This is a genomic window from Acinetobacter higginsii (assembly GCF_000369525.1).
GTDB classification, from domain to species: Bacteria; Pseudomonadota; Gammaproteobacteria; order Pseudomonadales; family Moraxellaceae; genus Acinetobacter; species Acinetobacter higginsii.
In genome coordinates, this window is the sequence record NZ_KB850072.1 from 482,862 (window position 1) to 498,025 (window position 15,164).

15 protein-coding genes are annotated in these 15,164 nt (G+C 41.2%); 6 read left to right on the plus strand and 9 right to left on the minus strand.

The window, feature by feature from the left end:
* Positions 1–75: 75 nt before the first annotated feature.
* The 4 genes from purB to F902_RS08315 are packed head-to-tail and all read right to left on the minus strand — an operon-like array spanning position 76 to position 3,895.
* Positions 76–1,464: an adenylosuccinate lyase gene (gene purB, locus F902_RS08300; RefSeq protein WP_005202605.1), complete on the minus strand. Its 1,389-nt coding sequence runs from the start codon at positions 1,462–1,464 to the stop codon at positions 76–78.
* Between the two features lie 54 nt (positions 1,465–1,518).
* Positions 1,519–2,250, minus strand: a complete 732-nt coding sequence (gene hflD / locus F902_RS08305) for a high frequency lysogenization protein HflD (protein WP_004652818.1) — start codon at positions 2,248–2,250, stop codon at positions 1,519–1,521.
* A gap of 18 nt (positions 2,251–2,268) precedes the next feature.
* Positions 2,269–3,402, minus strand: coding sequence for a tRNA 2-thiouridine(34) synthase MnmA (gene mnmA, locus F902_RS08310; RefSeq protein WP_005202606.1), 1,134 nt, complete (start codon positions 3,400–3,402; stop codon positions 2,269–2,271).
* A 4-nt stretch (positions 3,403–3,406) separates the two neighbouring features.
* On the minus strand, positions 3,407–3,895 hold the full coding sequence (locus tag F902_RS08315) for an NUDIX hydrolase (RefSeq protein WP_017402020.1): 489 nt from the start codon (positions 3,893–3,895) through the stop codon (positions 3,407–3,409).
* 300 nt (positions 3,896–4,195) lie between these two features.
* On the opposite strand from F902_RS08315, the gene fmdA reads away from it, so the two are divergent.
* Both fmdA and F902_RS08325 read left to right on the plus strand, forming a co-directional pair.
* Positions 4,196–5,371, plus strand: a complete 1,176-nt coding sequence (gene fmdA, locus F902_RS08320; protein ID WP_005202608.1) for a formamidase — start codon at positions 4,196–4,198, stop codon at positions 5,369–5,371.
* A gap of 43 nt (positions 5,372–5,414) precedes the next feature.
* Complete coding sequence (locus F902_RS08325) at positions 5,415–5,711, plus strand: FmdB family zinc ribbon protein (RefSeq protein ID WP_005202609.1); 297 nt, start codon at positions 5,415–5,417, stop codon at positions 5,709–5,711.
* Between the two features lie 72 nt (positions 5,712–5,783).
* Here the strand turns inward: F902_RS08325 and F902_RS08330 are convergent, their stop codons facing one another.
* The 3 genes from F902_RS08330 to F902_RS08340 all read right to left on the minus strand — a co-directional run bounded on the left by F902_RS08330 (position 5,784) and on the right by F902_RS08340 (position 8,096).
* On the minus strand, positions 5,784–6,326 hold the full coding sequence (locus F902_RS08330) for a gamma carbonic anhydrase family protein (protein WP_005202610.1): 543 nt from the start codon (positions 6,324–6,326) through the stop codon (positions 5,784–5,786).
* A gap of 92 nt (positions 6,327–6,418) precedes the next feature.
* Positions 6,419–7,567 carry a D-alanyl-D-alanine carboxypeptidase PBP5/6 gene (gene dacC / locus F902_RS08335; protein ID WP_004808276.1) on the minus strand — a complete coding sequence of 383 codons (1,149 nt, stop codon included), beginning with the start codon at positions 7,565–7,567 and terminating at the stop codon, positions 6,419–6,421.
* Between the two features lie 127 nt (positions 7,568–7,694).
* The gene (locus tag F902_RS08340; RefSeq protein WP_004808275.1) at positions 7,695–8,096 is read right to left on the minus strand and encodes an MCR_0457 family protein; all 402 of its coding nucleotides are present in this window, start codon (positions 8,094–8,096) and stop codon (positions 7,695–7,697) included.
* A gap of 335 nt (positions 8,097–8,431) precedes the next feature.
* Between F902_RS08340 and F902_RS08345 the strand changes: the two genes are divergently transcribed.
* Positions 8,432–8,794, plus strand: a complete 363-nt coding sequence (locus tag F902_RS08345; RefSeq protein ID WP_005202618.1) for a VOC family protein — start codon at positions 8,432–8,434, stop codon at positions 8,792–8,794.
* 98 nt (positions 8,795–8,892) lie between these two features.
* Here F902_RS08345 and F902_RS08350 read toward each other — a convergent pair whose 3' ends face one another.
* Positions 8,893–9,267 (minus strand): MCR_0457 family protein, encoded by a 375-nt coding sequence (locus F902_RS08350; protein ID WP_005202620.1) that lies wholly within the window; start codon positions 9,265–9,267, stop codon positions 8,893–8,895.
* Between the two features lie 337 nt (positions 9,268–9,604).
* Here F902_RS08350 and surE point away from each other — a divergent pair, with 337 nt between their 5' ends.
* The 3 genes from surE (at position 9,605) to F902_RS08365 (ending at position 12,386) form a co-directional block, all read left to right on the plus strand.
* Positions 9,605–10,375: a 5'/3'-nucleotidase SurE gene (gene surE / locus F902_RS08355; RefSeq protein WP_005202622.1), complete on the plus strand. Its 771-nt coding sequence runs from the start codon at positions 9,605–9,607 to the stop codon at positions 10,373–10,375.
* A gap of 119 nt (positions 10,376–10,494) precedes the next feature.
* Entirely contained in the window at positions 10,495–11,319 is an 825-nt protein-coding gene (locus F902_RS08360; protein ID WP_004808269.1) for a peptidoglycan DD-metalloendopeptidase family protein, read from the plus strand.
* Positions 11,320–11,456: 137 nt separating this feature from the next.
* Entirely contained in the window at positions 11,457–12,386 is a 930-nt protein-coding gene (locus tag F902_RS08365) for a LysR family transcriptional regulator (RefSeq protein ID WP_004808267.1), read from the plus strand.
* Between the two features lie 45 nt (positions 12,387–12,431).
* Here the strand turns inward: F902_RS08365 and F902_RS08370 are convergent, their stop codons facing one another.
* Complete coding sequence (locus F902_RS08370; protein ID WP_005202623.1) at positions 12,432–15,062, minus strand: Lon protease family protein; 2,631 nt, start codon at positions 15,060–15,062, stop codon at positions 12,432–12,434.
* Positions 15,063–15,164 lie beyond the last annotated feature (102 nt).

Genomic DNA, 15,164 nt, shown 5'->3' on the forward strand with positions numbered 1-15,164 from the left:
TGGTGATTATAGATTGAGATACTTGTAAAAATAAAAAAGCAGAGCCGAAGCTCTGCTTTTTCGAGTCAATCAGTTTTAGATCTTGCTGATCAAATCATTGATTTGTTTTGCTTGTTCAGCTGCATTACCAGTATAAGTTGCAGGTGTTAATTCAGCTAGACGAGCACGTTCGTCTGCAGGAACTTGTGCAAGTTCATCGCCATTGACGAAGTTCACCATCATCTCACGTGTCATTGCCTGACCACGAGTAAGAGCTTTTAATTTTTCGTATGGCTTTTCAACGTTATAACGACGCATAACAGTTTGAATTGGCTCTGCAAGAACTTCTTGGGCTTGGTTTAAATCTTCATTTAAACGAGCAGCATTCAGCTCAAGTTTACCAACACCTTTTAAGCAAGCATCAAAAGCAATTAAGCTTTGCGCAAAACCAACACCCATATTACGTAATACAGTTGAGTCAGTGAGGTCGCGCTGCCAGCGAGAAACAGGAAGCTTTTCACCTAGGTGACCTAAAACAGCATTAGCAATACCTAAGTTACCTTCTGAGTTTTCGAAGTCAATTGGGTTTACTTTGTGCGGCATAGTTGAAGAACCAACTTCACCATCTTTTAACTTTTGTTTGAAGTAACCAAGCGAGATATAACCCCATACGTCACGGTTAAAGTCGATTAAGATGGTGTTGTAACGACGTAGAGCATCAAACAATTCAGCCATATAATCATGTGGCTCAATCTGCGTGGTGTATGGGTTGAAGCTTAGGCCTAAAGATTCGACAAATGCTTGTGCATGTGCAGCCCAATCAATTTCTGGATATGCAGAAAGATGTGCATTGTAGTTACCTACAGCACCATTGATTTTGCCGAGTAACTCAACATTTTCAAACTGCTTGATTTGACGGGCCAAGCGATATGCAACGTTTGCCATCTCTTTACCCAAGGTAGTAGGGCTTGCAGTTTGACCATGTGTACGAGACAACATTGGTTGTTCAGCATGTGTTGTTGCCAAAGCTGAAATCGCATTGAGAAGTTGCTTCATGCTTGAAACTAAAACTTCACGGCCATTTTTCAGCATAAGCGCATGAGACAAGTTATTGATGTCTTCAGAAGTACAAGCAAAGTGAATAAATTCGCCTGCATTTTGTAATTCATCAATGTTGGCAATTTTTTCTTTAAGGAAATATTCAACTGCTTTTACATCGTGGTTCGTAGTGCGTTCAATTTCTTTAATGCGGTTTGCATCTTCTTCAGAGAAGTTTGAAACGATTGCATCTAAAGCAGCATTGGTTTCATTTGAAAATGGCGCAACTTCAATAATTTCTGCACGATTTGCAAGTGCTTGTAACCAACGCACTTCAACCGTGACACGAGCGTGGATTAAACCAAACTCAGACAAAAAAGGGCGTAGGGCATCGCATTTGCTAGCGTAACGTCCATCAAGTGGCGAGAGTGCGGTTAAAGCATTCATACAGATTCCTTAATTTTGGAATAAACATAAAAATAAATTCGTTGTAGCATCGGTCTATACCACCTGATACTGCAAACGAGCGAGAGCTTGAATATCTTGCAATAATTTGCGTTTACTAAAGATCATACTCCAAGAGCTTCCACCGAGCTGTTTCCATAAATGCGCAAGTTGTAAGCCTGTAAATAAGCATGCACGAATACGGTTGGTATGATTGATGTCTTTAAATGCTTCGGCATTACCACGTACTAAAATACGCGGATTAATCTGTCCTGCCGTTTCTACATAGGTTTGTGCAAGGTTGGCAATGATACTTGGGTGTAAATAGTTATTATCGAAAAAGGAGAGTTGCTTTAAGATTTTTTGTTGCGAGCTTTCTATAATTTTTACGTATTCAGGGTTACTGTAGACTTTCTTTTCCAACTGCAACAGGGCCATCGCATAGGACATGGGTAGTTTTGCTGTCGACATTTTTGGAACACGGGATTTTGGTGCGGTATTAAAAGGCTGAGTAATACAGCCTTCTAATGTTTTTAATCCGAGTGAAATGTCTGCAAGTTGATTAAAAAAATCTAAGGTCTGAGTGGCATTGTTTGCCGCAGGACGAATATTTAGACTGGCTTTAATCAATAGTTCAAAATAGAAATTACCACTATCACCAATGCTTTGCTGACCAGCCATCGCAGTCATATGTGTTAACTGAGTTGCCTGAAAGACTGCGGCCAATGCTAGAGCACGGTTCTGTCTAACATTCAACGCTTGAGTGTGCTGAAAGGGTAACTCGACCATGCTTCGCTTCCAATTTCCTTAAATAAAATCTGGTTCAGGTGCATTGGTATGATGAATAACACCACCACCTAAGCAGACCTCTCCAGAATAGAACACCACGCTTTGTCCTGGAGTCACAGCGCGTTGCGGCTCATCAAACTCAACACGGATGCCATGTTCAGTCTGTTCATCGCGATAGATGGTACACGCTTGATCTGGCTGACGATAACGGGTTTTCGCTGTGCAGCGGAATCCAGCCGATGGAATGTCCTGTTCACCTGCAACCCAATCAATTGACTCACTCCAAAGCTGCGTACTTTGCATCAGTGGGTGTTCATGTCCTTGACCAATCACCAAGCGATTATTGGCAATATCTTTATGTAATACGAACCATGCACCTTCTTGTACACCTTTCATACCACCGATACCGATACCACCGCGTTGACCCAGCGTATAGTACATCAAGCCATGATGTTCACCAACTTCTTTACCTGATTCCAAAACAATTTTTCCGGCTTGTGCAGGTAGGTATTGTTTAAGGAAGTCAGTAAAGCGACGCTCACCAATAAAACAAATACCCGTTGAGTCTTTTTTCTTGGCTGTTGCTAAATCAAGTTGTTCTGCGATGCGACGAACTTCTGGCTTTTCAATTTCACCGACAGGAAACAGGGTTTTGTTAATTTCACGGCCATGAACTGCATGTAGGAAATAGGTTTGGTCTTTATTGTTATCAACACCACGGAGTAATGGTGCATAGGTTTCGCCACGCGAGTTTTGCATGCTCGCACCACGACGTGCATAGTGACCTGTTGCAATAAAGTCTGCACCCAAAGTCATGGCATGATCGAGGAAGGCACGGAATTTAATTTCTTTATTACACAAGATATCAGGGTTTGGTGTGCGACCTGCAGCATATTCAGCCAAGAAGTGCTCAAAGACACGATCCCAATATTCCATTGCAAAGTTGGCAGTATGCAGTTTGATGCCAATTTTATCTGCAACGGCTTGAGCATCTGCCAAGTCTTCCAGTGCTGTGCAGTAATCCGTACCATCATCTTCTTCCCAGTTTTTCATGAAAAGGCCTTCAACTTGATATCCTTGTTGAAGTAATAATGCGGCAGAAACGGAGGAGTCTACACCACCAGACATACCGACGATGACACGTTGTTGCATCTAATTAAGCATCCAAATGAGAAGTTAATGAGGGAGAAAAAGGGTGCTCATAAATAAGCGATAAAGGATATTTTTTGCCAGCTAGGGCATCTTCAACGGCTTTTAAAACCAATGGGCTACGTGCACGTGCTGTTTCTTGTAACTCATCCAAGTTCATCCATACAGCACCAACAATACCTGTATCCAGTTGCGCATTTTCTTCAACTGCCGTGACATGGGCCAAGAAGCAAAAACGGTAGTAGGTACGATCAGGAAACATTGGTGGGGTATAGGTATAGATCCCAAGCAGATGATCAATTTCAACATGATGACCTGTTTCTTCTAAGGTCTCACGGATCGCTGCATGAATAATGGTTTCGTCGCATTCGACATGACCTGCCGGTTGATTAAACACAGTATGTACAAAGCCTTCGCTGTGTTCTTCAACAAACAGAAAACGTCCGTCTTTTTCGACAACAGTGGCGACTGTGACATGAGGTGTCCAAGCGGTCATAGAAAGCACCATGATTTTAAAAAACGTATTCTACAAAATTTGACTGTTTTTGGCTACATAGGAAGGTTAATTGGCTAAAGCGGAAGAAAAATATTTGTTGTGATCCGTGTGTATTTGATGTGTTGAGAATCGAAAAGGAATTGCTTCAAAAAAACAGAATGTGCTAGTGTGTTTTTTGACCGCAAGGTAAAAATAATAATTCCGTCTAAGCGATGTATTATTTGCTTAGGCCTTTCAATAATTTAGAAGTAGAACAGATGAAGAATTAGGCTCATATACAGCACACGGAGTTGAAGTATTATGCAACATATTAAAATTAAACCTGGTGTCGCTTTAGCAGAACAAGCAGAGATTGGCCATAATCGCTGGCATCCAGATATTCCATTTTTAACATCGGTGAAACCAGGGGAAGAAATTCTCATTGAAAGTCTGGATTTTCTGGACGCTCAAATTAAAGATACCGATGATGTGTCTGATGTAAAACATGTTGATCTCACTCGAGCACATCCTTTGACAGGACCTTTTTATGTCGAGGGTGCTGAGCCAGGCGATTTATTGGTGATCGATCTTTTGGATATTCAACCGATCTCAGCAGTTGGTTTTTCAGGTGTGTTTGCGAAAGAAAATGGCGGTGGCTTTTTAGCGGATTATTTCCCTGAAGCAGATAAGGCAATTTGGGATTTAAAAGGATTATTTGCAACATCACGTCATATCCCTGGTGTTCGTATTGCTGGCTTAAAACATCCTGGATTAATGGGGACGCTTCCTTCACATGAGCTTTTAAAAGAGTGGAATCGTAGAGAGGCGTTATTGGTACCTAAGGGACAGGCAAATCCACCTGATCCAAGAACTGCGGTGTTACGAGGTGTGACAGGGGCAGAGTTTGATCGGATGGCAGTTGAAGCTGCTCGTACAGTGCCGCCGCGTGAACATGGCGGTAATACCGATATTAAAGATCTAGCTGCGGGCAGTCGTATTTATTTTCCTGTGTATCAGAAAGGCGCTGGCTTCTCGATGGGTGATCTACACTTCTCACAAGGTGATGGCGAAATCGGATTCTGTGGTGCGATTGAAATGGATGGGGTAACGCGTGTTGGTTTTGACCTGATTAAAGGAGGAATGGAAAAATATAATATTGATTCACCGATCTTTGTTCCAAGCAATGTCAGACCTAATTACGATCAGTGGCTAACCTTTGAAGGTATTAGCGTGGAAAATGGGGTAAATCATTACTTGGATGCCACGGTTGCTTATCGTCAGGCCTGTTTAAAAGCGATTAAATATCTTGAGAATTTTGGATTTACGGGATCTCAAGCCTATATGTTGCTGACCGCTGCACCTGTTGAAGGGCGTATCGGTGGCATTGTGGATATTCCAAACTGTGCCTGCACAATTTCTTTACCAACTTCTATCTTTGAGAAGAATATTTTGCCGCAAGGTGCCTTAAACGAAAATAAGTTTTGGGGATATCGTTAGTCTTGGGTGAATGCAAGATTGATCGCTAAAGAAGGATTTTAAGATGCCACTGTATGATTTTAGATGTGAGTGTTGTGAAGGGATTTTTGAGCAGAGTGTCCCAATGGCCAGTATTGCAAGGGATAACACATCTTGCCCGTATTGCCAGAAATCCATGTTGTTGAAACCAATGATTACAGGGCATCAAAAGATCTCAGTCAAAAATAAATGGCGACCCTCATCGAGTGCCGAGCAACTGGCAGGGCCCTTGGTTGAAGGGCCTGGGACCAGCAAAAAAAGTGCTCGGACTTCAGTGTTGCATAACTGCCGAGGTGTGAATTGTTCTTTATGTGAGCTTTAATATCTCACTATTTTAGTGTTTAAGACACATATTTAATCAGCATTTAACACCTGTTATATGCTGATTTTAAAATTACTTCTCTTGATCTAAATAATTATTCTTCACTTTCACATAATGACGTGCTGAATAAGGAAGGAATTCCATTTCTTTTTCGGTCAACGCACGAACTTGCTGTACTGGGCTCCCGACATAAAGATAGCCACTTTTTAAGACTTTGCGTGGCGGCACCAGACTACTTGCACCAATCATCACATCATCTTCAATAACAACATCATCTAACACCACGGTATTAATCCCGATCAAGACACGATTACCAATGGTGCATCCATGTAAAGTCACATGATGCCCAACAGTTACATCTTCTCCAATGACCAGCGGAGAACCATTCGGTTTAGATTGATTTTTGTGGCTGACATGCAACATACAGTGATCTTGCACATTGCTGTTTTTGCCGATTTGAATCGAATTTACATCACCACGAATCACAGCAAAAGGCCAGACGGAAACATTCTCTGCTAATTTGACATCACCAACTACAACTGACATCTCATCTACATAGCAGCTTGAATCAACGTCAGGTTTTTGGTCTAAATAAGGACGGATGTTCTTTGGCATAATGGCTTTCGATCGGAAAATTTAAAGGAATTATAAAATAAAAAAGCATCCATGCCCAAGAGCATGAATGCTTAATCGTACTCTTCTAAAATTTAGAATAAGTTACTGAAGAACATTTTGATATGGTCAATCATACGTGCAAAGAAGCTAGCTTCTTCAACAGGTTTTAATGCAACCAGTGGTTTTTCAGCAATCACTTTGCCATCGAGACTCGCGACTAATTTACCAACCACTTGACCTTTGGCTAAAGGTGCATTCAGTTTTGGTTGAACCACAAGCTGAGTTTTAATCTTGTCTGCTTGGCCTTTAGGCATGGTGACATTGAAGTTTTCAGCTAAGCCAATTTGAACTTCGTCTTGTTTACCAAACCATACTTTTGCTTTAGCAAGAACTTGGTTAGCAGGTTGAACGTTTGCAGTTTCAAAGTTTGCAAAGCCCCAAGCCAATAATGTACGTGTTTGGCTGGCACGTTCATTCATGCTTGGTGTACCAAAGATCACCGAGATCAAACGCATTGGACCGCGTTTACTTGACGTGGTTAAGCAGAAACCTGCTTCATTGGTATGACCTGTTTTTAAACCATCAACACTTGGATCTGTATAAAGAAGGGCATTACGATTGCCTTGCTTAATCCCGTTGAAAGTAAATTCTTTTTCAGAATAGATTGGGTAGTATTTAGAGCTATCTTTGATAATGTGCTGAGCAAGAATTGCCATATCTTTTGCTGTTGAATAATGACCATCAGCTGGCATACCTGTTGAGTTGATGAAATGCGTATTCACCATACCCACACGTTTTGCTTCTTGGTTCATCATGTGGGCAAAAGTACCTTCATTGCCCGCAATGTGTTCGGCCATTGCTTTAGATGCATCATTACCTGACTGGATAATAATACCACGTAGCATTTCTAAAACTGTTGCCGTGCCATTTAAAGGAACGTACATACATGATTCAGAACTGCTACCACGACACCACGCAGATTCATTCATGCGTACTTGTTCGTTTTCAGTCAATTCACCCTTTAAAAGTTTCTGCTCAATGATGTAGCTTGTCATCATTTTTGTCATTGAAGCAGGTGCAAGTTTTTCATCTTCGTTTTTAGCAGCGAGAATCTGTCCAGTCTCGTAATCCATCAATACATAAGATTTATTATTTAATTCTGGTGGAGCAGATAGGACAGTTGCTGCATATGAAAAGCTTGGCAAAAGGAGTAATGCAGCAAGAGCGCTTTTTTGAGTCATTCTAGGTGGTTCCAATATCTTGTATGAAGCAGACGAGCCTAGCATTTTAGGACAAAGCAAAGCCGACTTCTACGGGGGAAGTCGGCTTTTTCATACAGTATTGTAACCTGAAGCTTAATTGGTCGGATTATTTCGAGTAATAATTACGAACATCATCACAAATCTGGCGGTTATCATCATCAGAAGCTGCTTTTGCGTCAGCACGCGCTTCTTTTAATGCCTCTTGGTAGTCCTTGCCTTTGACGCGTTTATTAAGGGTTTCAACGGCATTCGCTTCATTGTTTAAATAAGCTTTAACGAGGTTGTCATAGGCTTTATTAAATTTTAAATCTTTGCCAATTAAACTTGGACAAATTTCAGAAAGAACATAGATAGCAGCAAGTTCTTGCTTGGTCACACTATCAGACATAGGCGTGACTTCAATCTTTTCAGGTTCTGACTTTTTTTCAGCTGCAAATGCTGTTGGCGCAAGTGCACTTGAGGCGATGAGGAATGATAAACCTAGTGTTTTAAAAACATTTTTCTTCATAACAAATCAAACTCAAAAACAAGACTTAAAGAATTTGAACAACTTATAGCACAAAAGCATGTTAAAAAATGTATGTTTGCTGTAGGAAGCGTGGAGAAAATGTGGGTATAGATATACAGAATATAAAACGTAGTGATCTTTTTGAGGTTTGATGAGCCATGTTTTGACATGCTTGCTTGTACATGGTTTGCTTTAAAAGTAGGCGATTTAAGATGAGTTTGTTTTAATAGGGTTGCGATGAGCATGGATGAAGCCACTGCGCCACAAGAGAGGCACGCAAAGTAAATAAAAATGTGAGAGAAAATAAGAAATCTGTAGATAGTAGGAGTAATAAGATGAAAGCAAAATTCACAGGCGGTGTTGATATTGCACTTAAACTTCCACCACATCAATTTGAAGCTACCGTTAAGTTTTATCGTGATGTGATTGGCCTTAAACAAATTACAGATAAGCTGCCTGATATAGGCTTTGAACTTGGACCCGTTAAATTATGGATCGCTGCGGCACCTGAGATGAGTCAAGCTGAGCTTTGGCTTGAATTGTTTACCGATAATTTCTCCGAAGCTGCTGAATATTTGGAAGCGGCGGGTGTAATTCGTTGTGATGCAATTGAACCCTTAACAGAGGGATTTCGAGGAGGGTGGATTACTAGTCCAGCTAATATTATTCATATGGTTCGTGAACCGGATGCTTGGTAAGTATTATTCGAGCAATATCAGAACTTTTATCAATTAGATACAGCGAAGTGGTTTTAACTCATTTAATCGTTAAAACCACATCAGATTTCTAAAAGTGATTAACCTTCAAAATTAATTACTTCTTCACATACTGATTTTTGTTCGGCTTTATCCACTTCAGATGCTGCTTCACGAGCATCTTTTAGCAAAGTTTTAAATTCAGCATCTTTCTGTAAGCTGTCCAAAGAAGCAGATTTATCAGAATAATTACTTAAATATGAACCCATCATTTTTTTGATATTTTGGTCAAATTTAGCATTTTTACCAATCAAGTTCGGGCACATTTCAACCAGTACTTGTGCATTGGCGATATCATCTTTAATCAATGCATCTGCTTCTTTTACAGAAACCGCTTCATCAGCAAAAACAGTAGGTGCTGCTAAAAGTGTGAAACTCACCCCAAAAATTCGGATAAAATTAGATAAATGTCTCATGGCTGTATAAATTTCTAATACTATGAAGACCTAAATATATATAATTCAAGGAATAATTCAATTGGAAAAACTGTTGAGTAAGCTGAGGTCAGTTGACAGTTCAACGATGTTGATGGCATGGGTCGTATTCAGTTTATCTTCTCAACTTTGTTGAACGTTCAAATCAATTTGTGTCAGGTTCTTCGCGCACAGTTTATTAGAATTGTCTCTAATTTGAGGATGAAACTTGACAAGGGCAGTGTCATTGCCTAGGTTTCATGCCTGATTTAAATTATGTTGGCCTAAACACAGGGAGTGGCTGAAATACCAGTTATCCCCAAATAGAGAATAGATTCCAGTGAATATCTTAATAGCAAATGATGATGGTGTGTTTGCACCTGGGCTACAAGCTTTAGCGCAAGCATTAAAACCTTTGGGCCGCGTTGTGGTGGTTGCGCCAGAAAGTGAGCGCAGCGGTTATTCTAGTGCTTTAACACTTGATCGCCCTTTACGACCAATACAAATTTCTGAAGATGTGTGGGCAGTCAATGGAACACCTGCGGACTGTGTTTATTTATCCATGAATGGGCTGTTCGATTTTGAATTTGATCTTGTCGTGAGTGGCATCAATAGTGGTGCAAATCTTGGCGATGATGTTTTATATTCAGGTACGGTGGGTGCAGCTTTTGAAGGGCGCTTGATGAAACATCCTGCGATTGCCGTTTCTTTAGCAGGATCAAATGTACGTTCTTATGAACACCCACAACATTATGCAGTGGCAGCGCAGTGGGTTCATGATTTTATTGCCAAAGGGCTCCCTGTTTTGCCACCACGTCATATCTTTAATATTAACATTCCAGATATTGAACAGCTTAAGGGCGCACAGGTAACCTATCAGGGGCGACGTGCTCAATCCAAGCCGATTAGTAGTCATGTTGATCCGCGTGGTCGTCAGGTGTATTGGATTGGGTTGGCAGGAGAGGCGATTACCGATCCACAAGCGGTATCCAGTGATATTCAGTCCGATTTCTTTGCGGTTTCGAACGGTTATGTCAGCATTACTCCAATCCAGATGGATGCAACCAACTATGCTGTGCTTGAAAATTTGCATGCTCATGTAAATGGTTAGCCGTATGAATGTTATAACTTTGTGAATATAGAAAGTGAGAACTCGTTTTTTCTCACTTTTTTGGTACTCTTAGGCGCAAATGTAATAATGAATTAAGGTTTTTTTCGATGAGGGCGAAGATGCACTTAAACCATGTCTCGGTTTTTCTATCACAGAAAACGATTAAAACAATCGTTTTGTCTATGGCGGTTGCAACAGTGGCAGTTATGACGGGTTGTGCATCTAAACCGCAAGTAAATGGTGGCGCGCGTTATGTGCAAGCACCAAATTATTATACGGTTCGCTCTGGCGATACCTTAAGCGCGATTTCAAATCGTTATGGCTTGAACTACTTAGATGTTGCAGCTTTGAATGGTATTGCGCCGCCGTACCGTATTTATGTCAATCAATCTCTACGTTTAAAAGGTTCTGTCGCACAACGTACAACCTCTACGCAAGCAATGACACAGACCGCACCAATTCAACGTCAAAGCATTAATTTACCGACTCAGCAACCTGTGGCTCCAAAAACACAGCCTGTGATCCCAAGACCAGTGGTTCCAGCAGTGCCTGTTAATCCATCTACGACCTTAGCATCAAGTCTACGTTGGGTGAAGCCATCGAATGGACCAATTATTCAAAGCTATAATATGGCGAGTAATGTAAAAGGAACGCGTTACGGTGGTAATGAAGGGGATCCAATCTTCGCAGCAGCAAATGGGCAAGTTGTCTATGCCGCAGATGGTTTAAAAGAGTACGGTAATCTTGTTTTAGTCAAACATATCGATGGTTATATCACGGCTTATGCGCATAACAGCAAAATGTTAGTCAAGAGTGGCGATACCGTGACTGCGGGGCAAAAAATTGCAGAAATGGGTTCATCGGGCGCTTCACGTGTCATGATGGAGTTCCAAGTCCGCTTAGACGGAAAACCTGTGAATCCAGTCACAGTTTTACCAAATTAACCTTAGGATTATTAACAATATTTCAATTATTTATTAATAATCCTCTAGTGCGTAAATAGACTTCCTTGTATACTGAAATGAGATTGCTTTCATTAGAACAATAAGCATATTAATAAATTAAGGTAAGAGGGAAGTCTATGCTAGATCAATTGCGTGCAATGGGGGTGTTCGCCTGTGTTGTGGAAAAAAGCTCTTTTAGTGGTGCAGCAAGAGACTTAGGAATTACAACCAGCGCAGTCAGTCAACAAATCCGTTCTTTAGAACAAGAAATGGATGTTACGTTACTCCATCGCTCAACTCGAAAACTCAGTCTCACTGAAGCAGGACAAGCATTCTTTTTAAGTTGCCAAGAAATGTTAGCTGCGGCTGAACGTGGCAAAATCAGAATCAATGAATTACGGGACGATCTCGTCGGAGATTTACGTATTGCAACTACGCCAGAGTTGGGTGCACTACATGTCATTCCCGCACTTTCTCATTGGATGTCAGCGCATAAAGGCTTAGCCATCCATTTTGAAGCGGATCACCGTTATATTGATTTAATCGAAGAACGTATTGATATTGCGATTCGTATGAGTCTGAAAGTTGATGATCATCAATTAGCAGCTGTACCTTTGGCTCGTGTAGATCAGGTGTTAGTTGCTTCACCAAGTTATCTCAATCAAGCTCAGCCGATTACTCGTCCTGAAGATTTACGTCACCATGAATTACTGCCAATCACGTTAATGCAAGGCTATCAACATTTTGCATTCCGTCATGGTACCAGTGGTGAAGTTGTCAATGTGGATATGAAATCACGTTTAGGTACGAATAATGTCTTTGTCGCAAAATCACTATGCCAACAAGGGCATGGCGTAGCACGTATTTTGTATATGGATATTCAAAAAGAATTGATTAATGGTTCTTTAGTTGAGGTATTACCCGATTGGCAATTGCCAGCGTATACCTTGCATGCTTTAACCTCTAAGCGTGAGCAATACCCAATGAAAGTACATCGTTGTATTGATGCGCTGAAGCAATATTTTGCTCAACTTCCTGGTGGGCGTTCCTTGCAGGGCGTAGCCTAATAAAAAAAGCCATGTTCCGTCAGGAACATGGCTTTTCCTTTAGCTCTATTTTCGTTTCTTTTTGCTGAGTGGTTTTAAGCTCTTTGCTTCAACAGCTGTTTCTTCAGAAGTTTTCGCCGTAACTTCATCCTTCTTGGTTTTTTTTCGCTTCTTCTTTTTCTTTGGTTCCTCGTCTTCAACGGCTTCGCCATCCTCGATCGCTTGCCAATATTCAAGTTGCTCCATCACCGCAGCATAGATCGAGTTTTTGCTATAGCGACCTTTTTTATCAAGGGTTCCGACTGGGCGTGCCATTAAAATTTCTAAAGCTTGATCAATGGTATCAATCGCATGAACATGGAATTGTCCTGCTTGGACAGCATCGCTTACATCCTGACGTAACATCAAGTGCTGCATATTTTGACGTGGGATAATGACACCTTGTTTGCCAGTTAAGCCTTGCAATTTACAAGCGTCATAGAAGCCTTCAATTTTGGCATTGACACCACCAATTGGCTGTACTTGACCCAACTGGTTCATCGAGCCTGTGATTGCCCAAGACTGATCAATTGGAATTTGGCAGATCGCAGAGATAAGCGCTGAAAGTTCTGCAACCGTAGCACTATCACCATCGACTTGCCCATAGCTCTGTTCAAACGCTAATGCAGCAGAGAAGTGTAAAATTTGCTCACGACCAAAATGAGCTTTTAAGAAGCTCGACATCAGTAAGACGCCTTTGGCATGCAGTGAACCACCGAGTTCTACACTACGCTCAATATCGAGGATATCACCGCCACCTTGATACACAGATGCGGTCAGACGAGAAGGTAGACCAAACTCAACATCAGCATAGTGAATCACAGAGAGGGCATTGATCTGACCAAGACGATGTCCTGAAGTCTCAATCAGCTGTGTTCCACGAGACAGGTCTTGCCAATACAATTCACGTAAATAGCCTAAGCGGTATTGACGATGATGTAAGGCCTGATTAACGTGCTGATCAGTGACGATCTTGTCATCCGCTTTAAAAGCATGATGATGCGCTTCACGAATTAAATCACCCAGCGTTGAGGCATGGAGTGATAGTGAACTTTGATCTTCGGCTTGGCGACTTGAATCGGTCAGTAAAGCTGCGAGCGCAGAGCGATCAAATGGAAGGAGCTTGTCAGCTTGTACATAATCGGCAATCAACTGCATGTACGCTTGTTCGTTACTGTCATTACGTTGTAATGTATCGGTAAAGTCAGCACGGATTTTAAAGACACTGCCTAGCTCTGGCTCAACTTCCAGAATTTCATAATAAATTTCAGGTTCGGCCAATAAAATGACTTTAATATCAAGCGGAACTGAAGCTGGCTCAATTGAAATACTCCCTGTTAAGGTCAGCATGTGTTCGAGTGATGAGAGCTTAAGTTGTCCTGATTTTAAGGCACGCTTTAAACCTTGCCATGCATACGGCTGCTCAAGCAATTGTTCAGCTTCAAGCATGAGAAAGCCGCCATTGGCTTGATGCAACGAGCCAGGACGAATCAAAGTGAAGTCAGTCGTGATCGTACCATTATGTGTGAGTTGCTCAACATGACCCAATAAGTTGTAGTGGGTTGGAAAGTCTTCAAAAATAACGGGAGCACCGCTATTCGGTTTATTGGCAACAATCACATTGGCTTGATAACGTGACGGGACACGATTAAATAAGGCAGGGGTAAAGTCATCTTCTTCTTGCTCTAAGATCAGCTCAACATTGTCAATAATGTCTTCAGCATAGTGTTTTAGGAACAAATCTAAGCCTTTCACCTCTTTATTTTTATTTAAGATGGACTCAATGCGTGGCATGACCACTTGCGTCGCAATATCTCGATTGAGGCTCGAAACTTGATCGCGTGCATCATCTTCTAAATCACCTAGATGTAAACCTAAGCGCTCTAGCTTTTTCTCCATATAACGAATATTAGAATTAATTTCTGTGCGTTCTTTGGTTGGGAGTGCATTGAGCTCATTCTGCGTTAATTCATGATATTCATCATTTCGTAACTGCATTGCTATAAAGACATGTTTGTCATTGCGAGAAACTAATTTTAAATCGAGTTCTTCGCCTTCTTTAGTGAGTTCAACCAAAGCTTGCTGTTGTACATCTCCGGTATCTTGACGAATACGCTCAATACGGTTGTGATAGCTTTCTGCACTAAAACGGCGTTCCAATTGTTTCAAAATGATTTGCCATGCTTGTTGCAATGTATTTTGAAATTTGGTGCCTTGTCCAGCAGGAAAGTGCAGCGCGATTGGTTGTCTTGGATTTTTGAAATTGTTTACGTAGACCCAATCATTTGGTGTCGGCATGGTTTTGGCGTGTTGCTGCAGCAAACGCTTGATCATGGTACGTTTACCCAATCCTGCCGTGCCAACAGCAAAAATATTATATCCTGAGTAGGGTAATGAAATACCAGCTTCAACAGAGGCACGTGCGCGATCTTGCCCTAAAAAATTATTGAGCGGCTTGATGCGTTTGGTCGAACTTGGTATTTCAGCTAGGTCTGGAATATGAGTGAGTTGGTCTGCACGTAGTGCGGTTTTAATCAGTGTTGCTTGTATGTCCGTCTGGTCAAATGCGCTTGGTAAAGAGTTTATATTTGCGGTGATAGTGTTTGTTGGTGTTAATGATAAAGTTGTTGCAGTCATTTGATCGAGTTTTTGGGTCACTGTTGCTATCCAACAAATAAACTAAAGTTGAGTAATTAAAGGTATACAGTTTTAGCCCTAAAGATCAAGCGAACTTGTGTTTTTTATCGACAAAACAAAAGA